We start from the raw sequence: 15,733 nt of genomic DNA, 5'->3' as shown, positions 1-15,733 counted from the left end.
GTGAAAGGGAAGAATCATGTCCGAGGTTCCGAGTGTCGAGGATCTGGCCGCGCAGTTGCAGGCGGTGTCGGGTGCTCAGGAGATCGATGCGGATGCGGCGTTGCAGCACATCGCGGATGTGGATTCGCTGGATCTGATGGAGTGGTTGTACGGGTTCCAGAACCGGTACCCGCACATTCCGGCGGATGAGTCGTTGTTCGCGGACATCGATGACACGACGACGTTGCGGGTGGTGCACGGGCGGATTCTGGCGCTCGTGGGCCAGGCCGGCGTCTGATCCGCAGGAGAGGGGTCGGTCGATGAGCGGCTTCGACGTCACGGGGTGGGGGATCTCGGTCCCTGAGCGTGTGGTGACCAGTGTGGAGCTGGCCGAGCGGTTCGGTGTGGATGAGCACTGGATCGTGTCGCGGTGCGGGATCCGTGAGCGGCGGGCGGTCGGGGCGGGGCAGTCGACCGCGTCGATGGCCGTCGAGGCCGGTCGGCGGGCGTTGGAGCGGGCGGGGCTGTCGGGTGCGGACATCGCGCATCTGATCGTGGCGACGGCCACGCCCGAGCAGCCTTCGCCGGCGACGTCGGCGTTCGTGCACGAGGCGCTGGAGATCGCGGGCAGTGCGCATGACGTGAATTCGGAGTGCGCGGGGTTCGTGTACGGGTTGGTGACGGCGGCGGGGTTGTTGCGGATGGATCCGCGGCCGGTGCTGCTGATCGGTTCGGACACGCACACGCTGACGGCGAATCCGCAGGACCGGGATCTGTCGATCCTGGTGGGTGACGGTGCTGGTGCGGTGGTGTTGCAGCCGGGTTCGGTGGAGCGGATCCTGGCGTGGAACCTGGGTGCGGACGGCTCGTGCAAGGACAGTCTGAAGGTCCTGGCGGGTGGTTCGCGGTTGCCGACCAGTGAGGAGACGGTCCGTCGGGGTCTGCACTACGCGCAGATCAACGGGAACGAGATCTATCTGAACGCGGTGCGGTACACGGTGCGCACGATCCGCGAGACGCTGGAGCAGGCGAAGCTGACGCCGGCGGATGTGGATCATGTGGTGCCGCATCAGGCGAACATCCGGATCATCAACTCGGTTCTCGCGCACACGGGTATTCCCGCCGATCGGTTGGTGACGAATCTGGAGCGGTACGGGAACACGGCGTCGGCGTCGATTCCGATCGCGTTGGCGGAGGCGTTGGACGCGGGCCGGATCCAGGACGGTGACACGGTGTTGCTGGCCGGGTTCGGGGCGGGGATGACGTGGGGTTCGGTGCTGTTGACGTGGGGAGGGGCGCGGTGAGCGGGGCCCAGGTGTTCGGTGTGCGTCCGGATGCGCCGGTGGCGTTGGTGACGGGTGCCTCCGGTGGGCTGGGGCGTGAGCTGGCGTTGGAGCTGGACGCGGCCGGGTGTCGGGTGGCGGTGCACTACAACAGTGCCCGCCGGGCGGCCGAGGACGTGGCGGGCAAGCTGGTGAACGCGCATGTGGTGGTCACCGGTGACGTGGCGGACTTCGCGCAGGTCACGGCGATGTACGAGCGCATCGGTGAGGTGTTGGGGCCGGTGGACGTGCTGGTCAACAACGGTGCGGTGCGCAAGGACGCGTTGATGGCGATGCAGGATCCGGTGCAGTGGCGGCAGGTGATCGACACGAATCTGGTGGGTGCGTTCCACACGGCGCGGGTGTGTGTGCCGGCGATGCTGCGGGCGCGGTGGGGGCGGGTGGTGAACATCGTGTCGCCGTCGGCGCTGATCGCGACCGCCGGGCAGACCGCGTACGCGGCGTCCAAGGCCGGTCTGGTGGGGCTGACCCGTACGCTGGCCGCGGAGTGCGGGCGGCGGGGGGTGACGGTCAACGCGTTGTCGCCGGGGTTCATGATCACGGGGATGACGGACACGCTGCCCGAGCACGTGGTGGCGGGGATGCTGCAGAAGGTCCCGGTGCCGCGGTTCGTGACCCCGCGGGAGGTGGCCCGCTCCATCGGGCTCTTCCTCGATCAGGACTGTATGACCGGGCAGGTCATCAGCATCGACTCGGGCGCCTCCATCACCTGACCCGCCCCGGGACCGCCCCCTGCGGAAGCTCCCCCGGGGGCGTCCCCGGCCTCCCCGGGAGAGCCCGCCGCCCCGGGCGTCCCGGCCTCCCCGGGGCGGCGCCCCGTCTTCCCCGGGGCGGCCGGCCGCCCCGGGGAGCCCGCCGTCGGGGGGCGTGCTGGGGCTCGCCGGGTCCGGTGGCCTTCCGGCCCGCCGGGTTCGGCTTGCCCGTGTGGTGGGGCTGGTTCCCTCCCTGTCCCGTCCCGTCGGGCCTGCCGGTCCGGTCCGTCCGTCCCGGTCGGTCCGTCCCGGTCCGTCCGTCCCGGTCGGGCCGTCCCGGTCGGGCTGGCCGGGAGCGTCGGTCCGGCGGGGGTCTGGTCTGTCTGATCTGTGTGTTCTCCCGTCCCTCCCTGGCGGTGGCGCCCCGTTCGCGGGGTCGGCCGGTCCGGTCGGGTCCCGTCGCGGCCCGCCCCTGTTCCCGGGGGCGGGCCGCGGTCGTGTGCGTGGTGGGCGAGCGGTTTCCCGGGTGGGGGTGCCCGGTGGCTCCTGTCGGGTCGTGCACGGGCGCCGGGGCCTGGGGCCGTGGGGGGTTGCGCGGGCCCGGGACAGGGCCGGGGTGTCCGGTGGGTGAAGGACGTCCGGGTCGGCGCTCACGCCGTCCGTGCACCGGGCGTCCCCGAGGCCGGGGCCTGGAGCGCCGACCGCGCGCGGTGATCCTCGCAGGCCACGCCGCCCGCACCGCCGACGAGATGACCACCCGGCCGGCCGAGGACGTCGGAGCGCTTCCCGGCGCGAGGCCGTCGATCCTGCCGCTGCCACCTGTTCGGCCGCCTCGCCCGGCTCCGTTACGATGCCGCCTTCGACGGCGGCCGGACGCTCGCCGCCGTCGTGGTCGAGGGTGCCTGCCGTCACCTGGTCGCCGGCGGCGTCGACATCACCGGCGCCTGACCGCCGGCGCCTGCCGGGGCCTGGTCGCCGGCGCCTGCCGGGGCCTGACCGCCGGCGCCTGCCGGGGCCTGCCGGGGCCTTCACGGAGCCGAAGCCGTCCTGCGGCTGCGTACCCCGTCTGCGTCTGCGTCTGCGTCTGCGACGGTGACGGTGTGACGGCGACGGCGACGGCGACTGCGTGACGGTGACGGTGGTGGTGGCGGCCGGTGCGGGTGCTTGTGTGCTGCCCGCGGGCAGCGGCGTCCCTACCCCGCCTGCGGTCAGGACGAATGCGTGCTCGTGGCCTGTGTGCGAGTGTCCCGGCGAAGGGCCGCAAGCCGGTACTCATGCCCTGCCGAACCGGAAGACCGTGTCGGTCCAGTCGGGGTCCGGTGGTCCGTCGTCGAGTGCCTCGCTGATCGTCCGCTCTTCATAGCTGAAGTGCGATTCCATGATCGCCGCGAGTCCGTCGAGTTCACGCCGGACCGCTTCCAGGGCCGGGCCGCGTGATTCGCCGGCTCTTGCCGCGAGTTCACGCACCCGGGACAGGATGGATGCGATCATGCCGTGATCTTCGACGAGGTTCGCGACCGTTGTTGCGAGGTCCGGGCGTTGGCGCAGCAGTTGGGAGAACATGTGGTCGTCCTCGCCCTGGTGGTGCGACGTCAGCGCGGTGCAAAAGGCGAGGCAGTGGGCGAGGAGTGTGTCCTCGCTCGTCCGGTGGTGTCCCGGATGTGTCCTGATCTCGTTGATCTGGCGGCGCAGTTCTCGGTGTGCGTGGGAGAGTTGCCGGCTCAGGGCGACTACACGGTCGCCGTCGCGGGAGGCCACGGATGGTGGTCCCTTTCGGTTGCGCACCTCCATGCCTGGCGCGGTCCGCCACCGGCACGCGATGCTGGCGCGATCTGATCACGCGGCGGGCGGGCACGGCAAGCCCGCTGCCCGTCCGTACCTGTCGCCGGCTCCGTGTCCCGGCGTTCGGCCGGCTCGGCCCTTCACGCCACAGGGGCCGCATCCGAGGGACGGGCCGGCCGTCGCCTGCCGGGCGGTACGTCACCTCGCGGCCGTCCTCGTCCGGGCCCGCGCACGGCCGGCGGGAAAGGGGTCGGCCGTCGGGTGAGGCGATGTACGAAGCTGAGCACATGGACGATCTACTGGGGTTCGTGCGGGCACGCAACACGGAGGACAACCACGCCTACGCCTACGTCGCGCAGGTCTTCGGCAGCGAGGCCCTCCTCGACAGCCACCTGCCCCTGCTGGATCTGATCGACATGCTGGCACGAGAGCGCACGGCGATGGACGGTTCGGATCCCCGTTCAGTCGGTCTGGCCTATGCCCTTCGTGTCCTTGCACAGTCCTACGCCGACCACCCCGACTTCCGCGAGGAGTGGCGTCCCTGAACCGCGGTGAAGAGACGGTCCCCCCGTCGGCGCAGTCGTGGCAGTGGGCGGGGCGTCGGTGCCCGCACGGCACGATGCGGCTGTTCCTGGCGACGACCTCAGCGTCGTTGCACGGGTTCACCCACACCGTGGTGCCCTGGGCACGGACGACGGCGTCGGACGGTGACTCCTCGGGTTCCAGTCCCGTGACCTCGGTGGACTTCTCACCGGGGAGCATCCGGTGATCGGTTCTTCGGGGCTTTACCCACAGGCAGAACAGGCCTTCGGTGTCGTTGCCCACGCCGGTCTTCGACACACCGCACCCCTGACGGGCGGCATGGTCGCCCTCACGGCTCCCGTGTCCGTGGACGGGGCGGTGATCTGCGGGCCGGCCGGGGCGGGGCGTTGGGCGAGGGCCTTCACGGGCCCCTGCCGGGGTGTGGGCGTCACCGACGCTCTCGCGTTCGGCGGCACCGTCTTCGGGGCGGGGTGCCGGTCTCCGCCGTGGGGCCGGTCTGCGAGTCGGCGGGCCGGGAGGGTCACACCGCCGACGTCGACAGGCTCTGCCGGGGCCTGCGCAGCTCCCGTCTCGTCACCACCGCGCGGGGCGGTTCACGAACGCTCCCGGGCCCGGGCCGGACCGTCTGCGACGACGGGCACGTCCTACGGTGCTGGCCGCCTGCGCACTCGTCCCACGTCCAGGACGTGGTGGTCGACCCGGTGCGTCACCGGCGAGGCGTGGGACGGGCCCTGGTCGAGTACCTCGGGCGCCGCTGCTCGTACCGGCGTTTCCTCCTCCTGTCCACGGGCCGCGGGTCGTCCCCGGACGGCGAGCGCTACCACGTGTTCTACCGGAGCCCGGGTCTCCCGTCCTACGGGGAGAAGCGGATCGCGGGCTTCGCACTGCCCGGGAGCCGCCCCGACGTGTGGGACATGACGCCGTGAAGGGTCGCGCCCGTCGCGGCCCCGGTGCGGACACGGGGCCGGCGGGCCGGCCGGCGCCGGTCCGGTGACGTGCGCGGGCCGCGGCACGTCCCGGACGCGAGCGCGCCGTGCGCCGTGCGCCGCCATCGTGCAGGAGCGCCGCCTCGAGGTGCTCCGGGCCGGCCCTGGGCCAGGGCCCGTCCCACCGGGCCGTCCGCGCGTCGCGGCTCACCGGGGCAGGGTGCCGCTCCACCCCCTTCGGGCCGCGCTGCTTGCGTCCGGTACGCCGGTCACCGCCGTGCCGCTGTGCCGCTGTGCCGGCACGGCGGTGTGGGCCTGTGGCGTTGCCGGATTGGGCCCGGGGCCGGTGACCTGCCACACCGCGGGTGACCGGCCACCGTCCCCGGCGGTTCGCTGTGGCGCGGGCTTGTGGCGAGGCGGCCCTTCCCGGTGGCGCGGGGCCGGATGCGAGGGGCGGTGTGCCGTGCCGGCTCATGTGCGTCCGGCAGTCGAGCGGCGCGGGTTCGCGGCGGTGCTCGAATGGCGGTGTTTTGGCTGGTCAGCGGTGGTATCGCCCGTTGTGTCGGCGGGCTTGGTCAAGATCGCGGTGAGGCTCTACAGTGCGCGGCATGAACCTGCGGACCAAGAAGACGCTGTCCATCCTGCTCAGAGGCGTGGCCGTCCTCGCCTTCCTGACCCTTTTCGGCGTGCTCAGGAGCGGGTGGCATGGCCTGGGCCCGGGTTTCTACGTCTGTGTGGCCCTGAACGTGGCGGTCACCGGGTACGCGTGGTGGTGGTACGGCGATTCGCCCAAGGCGGTGGAGGCGCGGATGAAGGTGGAGGCGAAGCGGGCTGCCCGGCAGCAGACGCGCTGATCGTTTCGTCTGCTGTTCGGGTCGTCTGCCGTTCGTGCGGGTTTGCCGGTGCCGCCGGGCGGGCGCAGCGGCCCTGACGCCGGCTCGGGTACCGGGGGCCGGGCGGAGTGTCGGGAGTGTGCGGCCGGTTGTTCGGGCCGGTTGTTCGGGGCGGGTGGACCGTACCCCCGGGTGCATCGTCCTGCTGTGCTGTGCTGTGCTGTGCTGTGCTGTGCTGTGCTGTGCTGTGCTGTGCTGTGCAGGGCCGGTGTCGGGGGTGTGGGGCGGGCTCAGGCGGTCGTGGTGTGTGGATCTGGTGCCTGGGCCTGTTGATTGCGGGTGAACGCGGCGCGGTATGCGCTGGGAGTGAGTCCCGTTCTTCTCGGCAGGTGCCGGCGCAGGGAGTCGGTGGTGGCGTGGCCGCTGATCTGGGCGATCCGGTCCATCGGCGGGTCCGTTGTCTCCAGGAGGGGCGCGGATCACGTGCTGGTGGAGGGGTCACTGCAGTGGGCTCGGGCCCGTCTCGTCGTGGAACCTGTGAGTCAGCGTGTGGACGCTGGTCGTGGCGTGAGCGGCGAGGTCGGCGCGGGGGAGCGGTTCGTGCAGCCGGTCGAGCGCTCATGCCCGGGTCGCGGCCGGTGAGGTGCCCGTCTCGGGTGGCGGCGGCGTCGCGATGAACTGGGCCTGCCCGCCGGGGCGCACCGGTGCCGCCACCACTGGTGTGGCGACGGTGTTGGCCGTCGCGGTGCCGTAGTCGCAGCGCGCCGGGTGCAGGCACGGGTCGTTGCCGGCGGACAGCCCCGCGGAGGTCGGGGTGTCGCCGTCAACGCGGCCCGGACTTCTGCGCTCTCGTCCTCCTGCCGCGGGCCCGTCGCCTCCGACCCCCCAAGCCCGGCAGCGGCTTGGGGGGCATCGTTCGCGTGGATGGGCCAGGACCGGCAAGGCGTGTGTGAAGCGGCCGAGCCTGCGGCCGGCGCGAGCTCCGTTGACGCTGTCGAAGCGCAGATCGGCCACGTGGCGTGCTCGATCGGTTCGGGTGGATGTCGAGCCCGCCAGGGTGGGGACCAGGCCGGGCTCCTCGGTCGCAGCGTGGTGCGTAAGAGGACACCGGCGCGACGACCAGGAGGCTCGCCCGTTACCCCTGCCTGCGCTGACCAGCCATTTCACCCTCCCAGAACAGGATGGAAGAGCCCTCGCATCTTCCTATCGCTGTTTAGTCATACTTTTTGCCGCCATATTCCCGAGGGTCCCCTTTCTTGCCGATTCCGCCACTGTTATTGTCATACTCCCGTGCGTCCTGAACAATGCTGGTGCCACCGGTGTTGGAGTCAATGCCGCTCATGCCGAGAAGGATGGCACTGTGCAGAAAATCTAGGCAGTCGGGTGTGGTGACATTGAGACCGGCCCTTGCCGCCGCAACAATGGCAATGGGACTCCGTACCCGCATCCGTGATCCGTACCCGCCACCTGCTCCGCCCCCCGCCCCTGCAAGCTTAATGATTGCATCATATGCGGGACCGGTCGGGAATCCGCAATCCTTCAGATCCTTAATCAGCTCATCTATGGTGTAGATGTTCGGACAGGTTCCGCCGAACGGCTGGAGGTGCGTATCCGATACTCCGCCGTCGTCTACCGTCCCGATAGCGCCGGCTCCCAGGTGGTGCGCGATACTCATTGCCTGGTCGACGCTGAGCGGCATGCCGAGATTTGCCAACTCCTGCGAGAATTTGGCGAGGACACGCTTCGCCGTCTCCTTCTCGTTCTCGCTCATCTCGATCTTGGTGTGAGTCTTGGGCGCCTTGAAGTTGATGGATTCGTGTCGGATGCGCTCCAGCAGGTTCTGCCTGTCGTCGCTGCAGGAGGGGCTGCTGTGCCAGGCTTTCATGACCTCTGAATGGTGTTGATTAAATCTCAGCGTTGCTTCGTAGGGATGGAAGGCGGCGAGGTAGGACCTCTTGACATTGTCGCCCCATGTTTCCATAAGGCCGTTGAAGTCCAGGGCTTCGGCCTGCTCTGGCTCTGGCTCCGTGGAGTCCTCCTCGCTGGTCTCGAAGGGAAGATCCTCATATCCCGACGCCTTGAGCTTCCAGAGGTTTCGTTTCGCGATTGCTATGTCGTCTTGTGCGACTGTCCTCTGGGTGCTGTTGATCGCTTTCGTGAGAGCAGTATTTGCCTTCTTGAGTCGCTCGAGGTGGTAGGAGATCTCCTCTTGTCGCTTCTCCTCTGCGCGAATGGCCGCATCCTTCGCCTCGGCGGCTTCACTGGTGAGGGAGCTCTTCGCGATGAAGTGGATGGCGGCTTCCATCTCTTCGTCGGACTCTGCCGTGCGGGATTTCGGCTCGCAGCGCCGGCATTTTTCGAGAAAGTCGGATTTGATTTTTCCCAGCTTCGCCAGGAGTTCGTTCCTGGCTTTCGGTCTGAGTTTCTCCGCGCTCTCGATCTCGCTGTACAGGTTGCCGATTCTCTGTAGATATCCGTCGCGCTGGTCGGGGATCAGGATGGCCGTGCCGAGGCTCGTGTGTAGGTTTTCAATGCGTTTCCGGAAGTTGCTTAGGGCTAGTTTGGAATCTCCGTGGCCCATGGGGTTTCCTGTCCTTTTGGCTGGTGGCTGGTGGCTGGCGGCGGGTTGCTGCGGGTGGCTGGTGGCGGGTGGGTGTGTGGGTCAGGTGTGTGCGGGCGTGGTGTTCCAGTCGGTGGTGTTGATCTTCTCGGCGATGGCTTCGAGTGCGGCGATCGTCTTGGCGAATTCCTCGTCGTGTTCGGCCTGCTCTGTTTCCTCGGTGGTGATGATCTGCTGGCGCAGGGTGTCCCAGTCCTGGTCGGTGGTGCCCAGGATCGTGTTCCAGATGTCGGTGCGGGTGTCGGCGTGGAAGTCCCCGCTGTAGTCGGGGTCTTTGAGGGTCAGTTCGGCGATGACGTCGTTGTAGCGGTCTGTGGCCAGTGCCGGGTCGCTTGGCTGGTCGTCGGCGGGGGTGGTGTCCGGGCTGTCGGTCGGGTCGGCGCCGGGGGCGTCGTGGAGGGTGTCGTCCTGGAGGCTGTTGTCGGTGGGGTCGTCGTCGGTCGTCTGTTCCAGGAGCGTGGCGATCGGTGGGGTGGCGTTGTGTAGCCAGGTGAGGAGGAGTTCGGGGAGGTCGTGCGGGGTCGTGTCCGCGGTGGGGTCCGTTGCCTCGGTGTCCTGGTTGTCGAGGGGTTGCGGGGGCCACTGTTTGCCTTCGACGGCTTTGGTGGCGTCGTCGAGGAGGTGCCAGAGGCTTTCCAGGTCGTCGGCGGTGGGGGCGTCCTGTTGTGCGGGCGTGATGATGTGGGTGACGTCGGGGTCCGGGCAGGTCAGTGCCATGGCCGTGAGCGCGGCCCAGGCCTCGGTGGTGTCGAGGGTGAGGTCGCTGTCCGGGTTCAGGTGTTCCTGGGCGAGGAGGTCCAGGAAGGTGTGGGTGACGGCGGGGTCGTGCATGGTTGCTCCGTGCTGGTCGGGGGCTTCGTCGGATGGGTGCTGCAGGGGATGGGGAGCGCGGCTGCAGTGTGGTCGCGAGGTGTCCGTGAGCTCACGGTAGGCGGGGGTGTGTCAGGCGTCTTCGGCCGCCGGTTCCGTAATCCGGCCCGTCGCTGCTGCCCGAAAGGGTGCCTGACCCGCATCGGTGTGTCGGGGCGGTCGGCGCGGGTGGGCGTGCTCGCCGTGGTGCGCGGTGGCCGCGGGCGGTGGAGGAGGGCCGGGGCCTCGTCCCGGGTTCGCCGTCCGAGTTTGCCGCCGCGGTGTCAGCGGCGTCTGCCGCGGCTTGTGAGGGCCGGGCTGTGGTCCGGTCTCTGCTTTTCGGGGGTGTCTCTCTCTGTGTCCCTTCGTCGAGGCGGAGGTGGTCGTGGCGGCGCGGTGTCGGGGTGCCGCCGCAGCGCACTGTCGACCGCCTGCGGGTGGTCGCGGCGCGGGCGGCCGTGGGCGTCCACCGGTGGCAGCAGGGGCCCTGTCCGCTTCCGTGCCGGATCGCTCGACTCGCCTCGCCCCTGCCGCGGGATCGGTTGTGGACGGGCTGCGGATCTGCGGGCCGGGTGTCCTCGTCGGTGGCCGTGCCCACGGTGGCGTCATGGGCGTTCACCGGTCGTCGCACACGAGGGCATGGCTGTGGGGCGGGCAGGAGACGTTCGGCCGCGTGGGTGCGGGTGGCCGGGTGGCTCGAGCGCGACGATCCCGGGGTCTTTGTCGCCCTCGGCCCTGCGGGGAGCCGGGAGGCCTGCTGGCGGCGCTGGTGCGGCTGGCTTGTGGCGACCGACGTGGATGCCGGCGTGCGTACCGATCGACGGGACTGCCCTGGTGTGGCCGGGCGTGACGTGCCCGTACCAGGTGGGCACGTGCTGCTCGGTCTGGAGGACGTCCAGCGCGTCTACCTCCACCGGCCGGCCTTGGAACGGATGGACCCGCCCGAGGACCCCGACCGCCCGCTGTGGCGCCGGGAGTGGCCGCCGATCGCCGCCGAGCGCGACGGCCTCCACGGGACGTTCCTGGACACGGCCGACAAGAGGGTCGCAGCGTGGGCCGAGGCGCACGTGCCGCAGGAAGGGGTGTGAGCCTCACTGTCCGCCTTCTTCCACCAGGCGGCGGATCTGCTGGAAGCGGTCACCGCCGGGGACCGGGGTGGGCCCGTCGTACCCGCCCGGCCCCTCGAACGCGACCAACCCCGCCCGCAGGACGAGGCGGTACGCCGATGGGCCCACGTGCGCGGCATGGTCGTGAACGACCGCGCACGGATCCCCTCGGGCATCCGCGCGGCCCACCGGAAGGGGACCCCGTGATCCGGCCGCTGGCGTCGGCGCCGTCAACGCCCCTCAGGATCGGGACGGCGACGGCGACGGCGACGGCGGTGGCGGTGGCGGTGACGCCCGGCCCGATGACGGCCGGCGCCCTCCCGCAGGCCCGGGTCATCGCCGCCGCGATCCCCGAGCGCCGCGACCGGGCGGCCACCCGCCGAGGGCGTGGACGTGGCCGAACGACGCTCTGCCCGCCTCCAGCGGTTCCGCGCGAACGCGACCCGATTCGCCGAGCCCGCCGACCGCTACCGACCCGGAGTCATCCTGTCCTGCCTGATCATCCGGTGCCGCGAACCAGGCGGATGATCATTCGTCAGACACGCCTTGCTGACCGTTTCGGCGTGAGAGCCGGACGGTCATTCGTCGTCGAGTCGCTGGAGAACCTGTGTGAAGTCACCGTCGTCGAGCAGGTCGGCCGGCACCTGCGTCATGTTGTCGACGCCGGGATCCCGGACGATGAGGCCGTCGGAGCACCAGAAGTAGCGCCCGCCCAGGGCCTCACCGGTGCGGGACCACCCGTGCATGATGCGTTCGACCTCGGCGGGCGTGAACACGGTCGCGCTCCAGCGTGAGCCGTCCGCCGTCGGCCGGACCTCGACGTCGACGTTGCAGACGGCGCCCATAGGCTCGCTCGCATCGTGTACGAACGACGCCTCGAGCCGCCCCGTTCGGACCCGGTGGAAGGGTCCGTCCCACCCCTGCTCCGCGGTTTCGCTCTCGGTGTCGGCCGTCCGGGGAGTATGTCCAGCCGGCCCGAGCTGCTCGACCGGCTTCTCTGGCGGGCTTCAGCGTCGTGATCGCGAACCTTGTCCCCGATGGGCCGTGGGACCCGATAGCCCCGCTCTCGTGCCGGCGCGGCCCACACGACGGCATGCCACCGCGGCTCCCGGTGCCGGACCGGGCCGCGGCTGGCCGGCATCGTCGTGGCGGGTCCAGAGCAGGTGCGCGGAGGCCGGGTTGCCGGGCCCGCTCCATCGCTGTGTGATCGTGGCTGGTGTTCGGACGGTGGAGCGGGTGCGGTGGTGGCGCGTGCCGGGGCTGCCGGGCTGGCCGCCGGACGGGGAAGGGAGGGCGGCGGAGGAAAGGAGCGGGGGAGGAAGGCAGCGGAGGCCGGGGTGTGCTAGTGATCGTCTGACGGTGTTTCTGCAGGTCAGCGATGGTATTGCCCGTTGTGTCGCCGGGCTTGGTCGGCGTCGTGGTCAGGCCCTGCAGTGCGCGGCATGAACCTGCGTACCAAGAAGACGTTGTCCGTCCTGCTCCAGGGAGCGGTCGTCCTCGCACTCTGCACGCTCTACAGCGTGTTCAGGAACGGGTGGCACGGTTTCGGTCCGGGCTTCTACGTCTTCGCGGCCCTGAACCTCGCGGTCACGGGGTATGCGTGGTGGTGGTACGGCGATTCCCCGAAGGCGGTGGACGCGCGGGCGAAGGCGGAGCTCAAGCGGGCTGCTCGGCCCCAGGCGGGCTGACCTCCCGCCTCCTGTCCGTCCGTGGCCGTCCGTGGTGTGGTCCTGTCGCTGTTTCGCCTGCTTCTTCGCCAGCTCGGTCTGCCACTTCGCCTGCGTGCTCCGGCGCGCGGGTGGGGTCAGGGGCGGCGCGAGGCGGCACCGTTGGGGGTCGTGTCGGGGCGGGGGCGCAGTGGGCCCGTGGCCGGGGCCGGGGGTACCGGCCCCGGGGGTGGGGCCCCGGGGGTGGGGCCTCGGGCCCGGGGTGGGTGTCAGGTGCCGAGGAAGCGTAGGACGGCCAGGACGCGGCGGTTGGTGCTGTCGTCGCGGGGCAGGCGGAGTTTGTCGAACACGGCGTTGGTGTGTTTCTCCACGGCGCTTTTGGACACGAACAGGTGGTGCGCGATGGCGGTGTTGGTGTGGCCCTGGGCCATGAGGGTCAGGACGACGTGTTCGCGGGGGGTGAGGTGGCGCAGGTCGTCGGTGTGGCGGGTGCGGGCGAGCAGGCGTCGGACGACTTCGGGGTCGAGGACGGTGTCGCCGTCGTGGATGCGTTGCAGGGCGGTCAGGAACTCCTCGACCCGGGCGACGCGGTCTTTGAGGAGGTAGCCGACGCCGCGGGTGTCGGCGGCCAGCAGGTCGGCGGCGTAGCGCTGTTCGACGTGCTGGGACAGGACCAGGACGCCGACCTGGGGGTGGGTGCGGCGGATGTGCAGGGCGGCGCGCAGTCCTTCGTCGGTGTGGGTGGGGGGCATGCGCACGTCCACGACGGTGACGTCGGGTGGGTCGGCGGTGACGGCGGCCAGCAGGGCGTCGGCGTCCGCGACGGCGGCGGTGACGTGGTGTCCTTCGTCGGCGAGGAGGCGTTCGAGGCCGGCGCGCAGCAGGGCGGAGTCTTCGGCGATCATGAGGCGCATGGCAGCTCCGCGGTGAGGTGGGTGGGGCCGCCGGGTGGGCTGTCGATGGTGAGGTGTCCGTCGAGGGCGCCCAGGCGCCGGGCCAGGCCGGCCAGTCCGGTGCCGGTGGGGTCGGCGCCGCCGGTTCCGTCGTCGCGTACCGATACCCGTACGGTGTGGGCGTCCTGGTGGATGGTGACGTCGATGCGGGTGGCGGCCCGGGCGTGTTTGGCGGCGTTGGTGAGGGCTTCGCGGACGGCGAAGTAGGCGGCGGTCTCGATGGCGGGGGCGGGGCGGTGGGTCAGGTCGCCGTGGAGGTGGACGGGCACGGGGCAGCGTTCGGCGTCCACGGCCAGGGCCTCGCGCAGGCCGAGCTGGTCCAGGGACGCGGGGTAGATGCGCCAGGCGACCTGGCGCAGTTCCTCCAGGGCCTGTTCGTTCTCGTGCCGGGCCTGGCGGTACAGCTCCTCGGAGTCCTTGCGCCGGGCCCGGCCCAGGAGCATCGCGATGACGATCAGGCGTTGTTGGAGGCCGTCGTGCAGGTCGCGTTCGATGCGGCGGCGTTCGGCGTCGACGGCTTCGACGATTCCGGAACGGGTGGCGGCCAGTTCGTCGATGCGTCGGCGCATCAGGGCCAGTTCGTCGGGGCCCAGGTGACGCCGCACCAGACGTCGTTCGAGTTCGGCGACGGCGGCCAGACCGGCCAGGTCGAGGAAGAGCAGCAGCAGAGCGGCGGCCAGGAGGTAGCCGGCGACGGGCCAGGTCGGCCGCATGCCGTCGGCGGCGTGTCCGCTCAGCCAGGCGCCCAGCGCGCCCGCCACCGTCCACGCACCCGCGCCGAGCAGGACCAGGGCCCCGCCGCCGAGCAGCCCGACCGGCAGACGCGCCCACAGGTAGGCCCGGGCCTGCCACACCTCCACACCGCCGCCGGCCCCGGTGGCGCCGGCGCCTTCGGCACCTGCTCCGGCACCGGCGCCGGCTCGGGCGTACCTGCCGGTGTTGCCGTGACCCCCGCTTCTGCCGGCCTGGTCGGCCTGGTCGGGGTGGTCGGCCTGGTCGGGGTGGGCGGGGTGGGCGGGGTGGGCGGGGGTGGTGTCGAGGAGGGCGGTGACGCGCCGCTGGTCCAGCTCGGCCAGGCGTACCACCGCCGTGCCGCGACGCGTCAGCGCGGCCGTGGCCAGGACGGCCGGTGCGGCACACGCCGTCACCGCGCCCAGCGCGATCCCGGCCGCCGTCCGCACCGCACCCACCGCCCGCGCGGCTGTCGTGGCCCCCGTTGCACCCACCGTCGGCACCGCACCCACCACCCGCTCCGTGCCCGTCGCCTGCTCCGTGCCCGCCGCCTGCCCGGCACCCGCCGTGCGCGCGGTACCCGAGGTGTGTGCGGTTCTCACGCGCGGTGCCGGGCGCCGCGGCGCCGGCGCGCCCGTACCAGGAACCAGCGGGCGACGGCCACCACCGCCACCGCCACCACGGCCTTGGACACCCATCCCCCGTACTCCTCCACCAGGCGCCAGTTGTCGCCCAGCCAGTATCCCAACACCACGAACACCGTGTTCCACACCAGGCTGCCCGCCGCGGTCAAAGCGGTGAACACCGCCAACGGCATGCGCTGGATCCCCGCGGGAACGGAGATGACACTGCGCAGCACCGGCACCATGCGCGCCAGCAGCACGGTGATCCGCCCCCGCCGCTCGAACCACGCCTCCGCACGGTCGATCTCGTGCGCGTGGAGCAGCGGGATCCGGGCGGCCAGCGCACGGGTGCGCTCACGGCCCAGCACGGCCCCGGCCGCGTACACGATCCAGGAACCGACGACGGAACCGAGCGTGGTCCACACGATGACCGCCACGAGACTCAACCGGCCCTGCCCGGCGGCGAATCCGGCGACGGGCAGGACGATCTCACTGGGCACGAACGGCAGGACCGTGTCCACCAGGTTGGCCACCCCGGTCCCCGCGGCACCGAGGGAGTCCACGACGGACAGCACCCACCCGGCCACCCCACCGGCGGGCTGCGCCGGGGCCGTTGCGGCAAGGCCGGTGCCGGCGAGGACGGCGTGGGCTGGCCCGGCCCACAGGGCGTCGGCGGGCCCGGGTGAGGCGGTGTGCGGGTCGAGGAACGGGAGGAGGACCGTTGCTGTGATCATGCCGTTCACGCTAGGGACCGGCCCGGCCGGTCACCATGCGGTCGACCGCCCGGTCCCCCTGCGGTTTCCCGCACCCCCGCAGCCCGCGACACCCTGGTGCCGCCCCGCGCGGGCGCCGGCCACGGACGTCCGGACGTCCGGACACCTCGGGCGGTGGGCGGACGGGCGGTGCGCGGTGGGGGTCGTGAGCCGGGGGCGCGGCGCAAGCAGGCGAGGAAGGCAGCCGGGCGGCGGAAGCCGTCGGGCCTCCGCCCGCCCCGCCCGCGGCGTGCCCGGGTGCCCGTCCCGCGTCCGCGTCCGGTTCCCGGTGCCCGGTTCCCGGTGCCCGGTTCCCGGTGGGGGAGTGTCCGG

15 protein-coding genes are annotated in these 15,733 nt (G+C 71.3%); 8 read left to right on the top strand and 7 right to left on the bottom strand.

Annotated features, from left to right (window positions below; genetic code table 11):
* The first annotated feature begins 16 nt into the window (after positions 1-16).
* The 3 genes from ACIRS1_RS07295 to ACIRS1_RS07285 are packed head-to-tail and all read left to right on the top strand — an operon-like array spanning position 17 to position 2,035.
* Positions 17-277: a hypothetical protein gene (locus ACIRS1_RS07295; RefSeq protein WP_360206673.1), complete on the top strand. Its 261-nt coding sequence runs from the start codon at positions 17-19 to the stop codon at positions 275-277.
* Between the two features lie 22 nt (positions 278-299).
* Entirely contained in the window at positions 300-1,283 is a 984-nt protein-coding gene (locus ACIRS1_RS07290; RefSeq protein ID WP_402837589.1) for a 3-oxoacyl-ACP synthase III family protein, read from the top strand.
* The gene (locus tag ACIRS1_RS07285; protein ID WP_402837587.1) at positions 1,280-2,035 is read left to right on the top strand and encodes an SDR family oxidoreductase; all 756 of its coding nucleotides are present in this window, start codon (positions 1,280-1,282) and stop codon (positions 2,033-2,035) included. Before ACIRS1_RS07290 ends, ACIRS1_RS07285 begins: the two co-directional genes overlap by 4 nt.
* A 1,251-nt stretch (positions 2,036-3,286) precedes the next feature.
* On the opposite strand, the gene ACIRS1_RS07280 is transcribed toward ACIRS1_RS07285, so the two are convergent.
* Positions 3,287-3,772 (bottom strand): hemerythrin domain-containing protein, encoded by a 486-nt coding sequence (locus ACIRS1_RS07280; protein WP_402837585.1) that lies wholly within the window; start codon positions 3,770-3,772, stop codon positions 3,287-3,289.
* Positions 3,773-4,083: 311 nt separating this feature from the next.
* Here ACIRS1_RS07280 and ACIRS1_RS07275 point away from each other — a divergent pair, with 311 nt between their 5' ends.
* The 3 genes from ACIRS1_RS07275 (at position 4,084) to ACIRS1_RS07265 (ending at position 6,119) form a co-directional block, all read left to right on the top strand.
* A complete protein-coding gene (locus ACIRS1_RS07275) occupies positions 4,084-4,341 on the top strand; it encodes a DUF6221 family protein (RefSeq protein WP_402837583.1) in 258 nt (85 codons plus the stop codon).
* A 717-nt stretch (positions 4,342-5,058) separates the two neighbouring features.
* Positions 5,059-5,265 (top strand): hypothetical protein, encoded by a 207-nt coding sequence (locus ACIRS1_RS07270; protein ID WP_402837581.1) that lies wholly within the window; start codon positions 5,059-5,061, stop codon positions 5,263-5,265.
* A 608-nt stretch (positions 5,266-5,873) separates the two neighbouring features.
* Positions 5,874-6,119 (top strand): hypothetical protein, encoded by a 246-nt coding sequence (locus ACIRS1_RS07265; RefSeq protein WP_402837579.1) that lies wholly within the window; start codon positions 5,874-5,876, stop codon positions 6,117-6,119.
* A 1,192-nt stretch (positions 6,120-7,311) separates the two neighbouring features.
* Here ACIRS1_RS07265 and ACIRS1_RS07260 read toward each other — a convergent pair.
* Both ACIRS1_RS07260 and ACIRS1_RS07255 read right to left on the bottom strand, forming a co-directional pair.
* Positions 7,312-8,679, bottom strand: a complete 1,368-nt coding sequence (locus ACIRS1_RS07260) for a hypothetical protein (RefSeq protein ID WP_402837576.1) — start codon at positions 8,677-8,679, stop codon at positions 7,312-7,314.
* Between the two features lie 81 nt (positions 8,680-8,760).
* Positions 8,761-9,549 (bottom strand): hypothetical protein, encoded by a 789-nt coding sequence (locus ACIRS1_RS07255; protein WP_402837574.1) that lies wholly within the window; start codon positions 9,547-9,549, stop codon positions 8,761-8,763.
* An 890-nt stretch (positions 9,550-10,439) separates the two neighbouring features.
* Between ACIRS1_RS07255 and ACIRS1_RS07250 the strand changes: the two genes are divergently transcribed.
* Positions 10,440-10,655 carry a hypothetical protein gene (locus ACIRS1_RS07250; RefSeq protein WP_402837571.1) on the top strand — a complete coding sequence of 72 codons (216 nt, stop codon included), beginning with the start codon at positions 10,440-10,442 and terminating at the stop codon, positions 10,653-10,655.
* Positions 10,656-11,251: 596 nt separating this feature from the next.
* On the opposite strand, the gene ACIRS1_RS07245 is transcribed toward ACIRS1_RS07250, so the two are convergent.
* Positions 11,252-11,518 carry a hypothetical protein gene (locus tag ACIRS1_RS07245; RefSeq protein ID WP_402837569.1) on the bottom strand — a complete coding sequence of 89 codons (267 nt, stop codon included), beginning with the start codon at positions 11,516-11,518 and terminating at the stop codon, positions 11,252-11,254.
* Positions 11,519-12,115: 597 nt separating this feature from the next.
* Between ACIRS1_RS07245 and ACIRS1_RS07240 the strand changes: the two genes are divergently transcribed.
* The gene (locus ACIRS1_RS07240; RefSeq protein ID WP_402837568.1) at positions 12,116-12,361 is read left to right on the top strand and encodes a hypothetical protein; all 246 of its coding nucleotides are present in this window, start codon (positions 12,116-12,118) and stop codon (positions 12,359-12,361) included.
* Positions 12,362-12,609: 248 nt separating this feature from the next.
* Here ACIRS1_RS07240 and ACIRS1_RS07235 read toward each other — a convergent pair whose 3' ends face one another.
* Genes ACIRS1_RS07235 through ACIRS1_RS07225 form a run of 3 tightly spaced genes read right to left on the bottom strand, consistent with a single transcriptional unit; the run spans position 12,610 to position 15,382 of the window.
* Complete coding sequence (locus ACIRS1_RS07235) at positions 12,610-13,254, bottom strand: response regulator (RefSeq protein ID WP_402837565.1); 645 nt, start codon at positions 13,252-13,254, stop codon at positions 12,610-12,612.
* Complete coding sequence (locus tag ACIRS1_RS07230) at positions 13,242-14,627, bottom strand: sensor histidine kinase (protein WP_402837563.1); 1,386 nt, start codon at positions 14,625-14,627, stop codon at positions 13,242-13,244. Before ACIRS1_RS07230 ends, ACIRS1_RS07235 begins: the two co-directional genes overlap by 13 nt.
* Positions 14,624-15,382, bottom strand: coding sequence for a DedA family protein (locus tag ACIRS1_RS07225; RefSeq protein ID WP_402837561.1), 759 nt, complete (start codon positions 15,380-15,382; stop codon positions 14,624-14,626). The genes ACIRS1_RS07230 and ACIRS1_RS07225 overlap by 4 nt, the downstream gene beginning before the upstream one ends.
* Between the last annotated feature and the right edge of the window lie 351 nt (positions 15,383-15,733).

Origin of the sequence: Kitasatospora sp. NPDC101176, from assembly GCF_044768035.1 — a bacterium.
GTDB lineage: Bacteria > Actinomycetota > Actinomycetes > Streptomycetales > Streptomycetaceae > Kitasatospora.
Note: the sequence above shows the minus strand (reverse complement) of the source record. Positions and strands in the feature narration are given on the sequence as shown.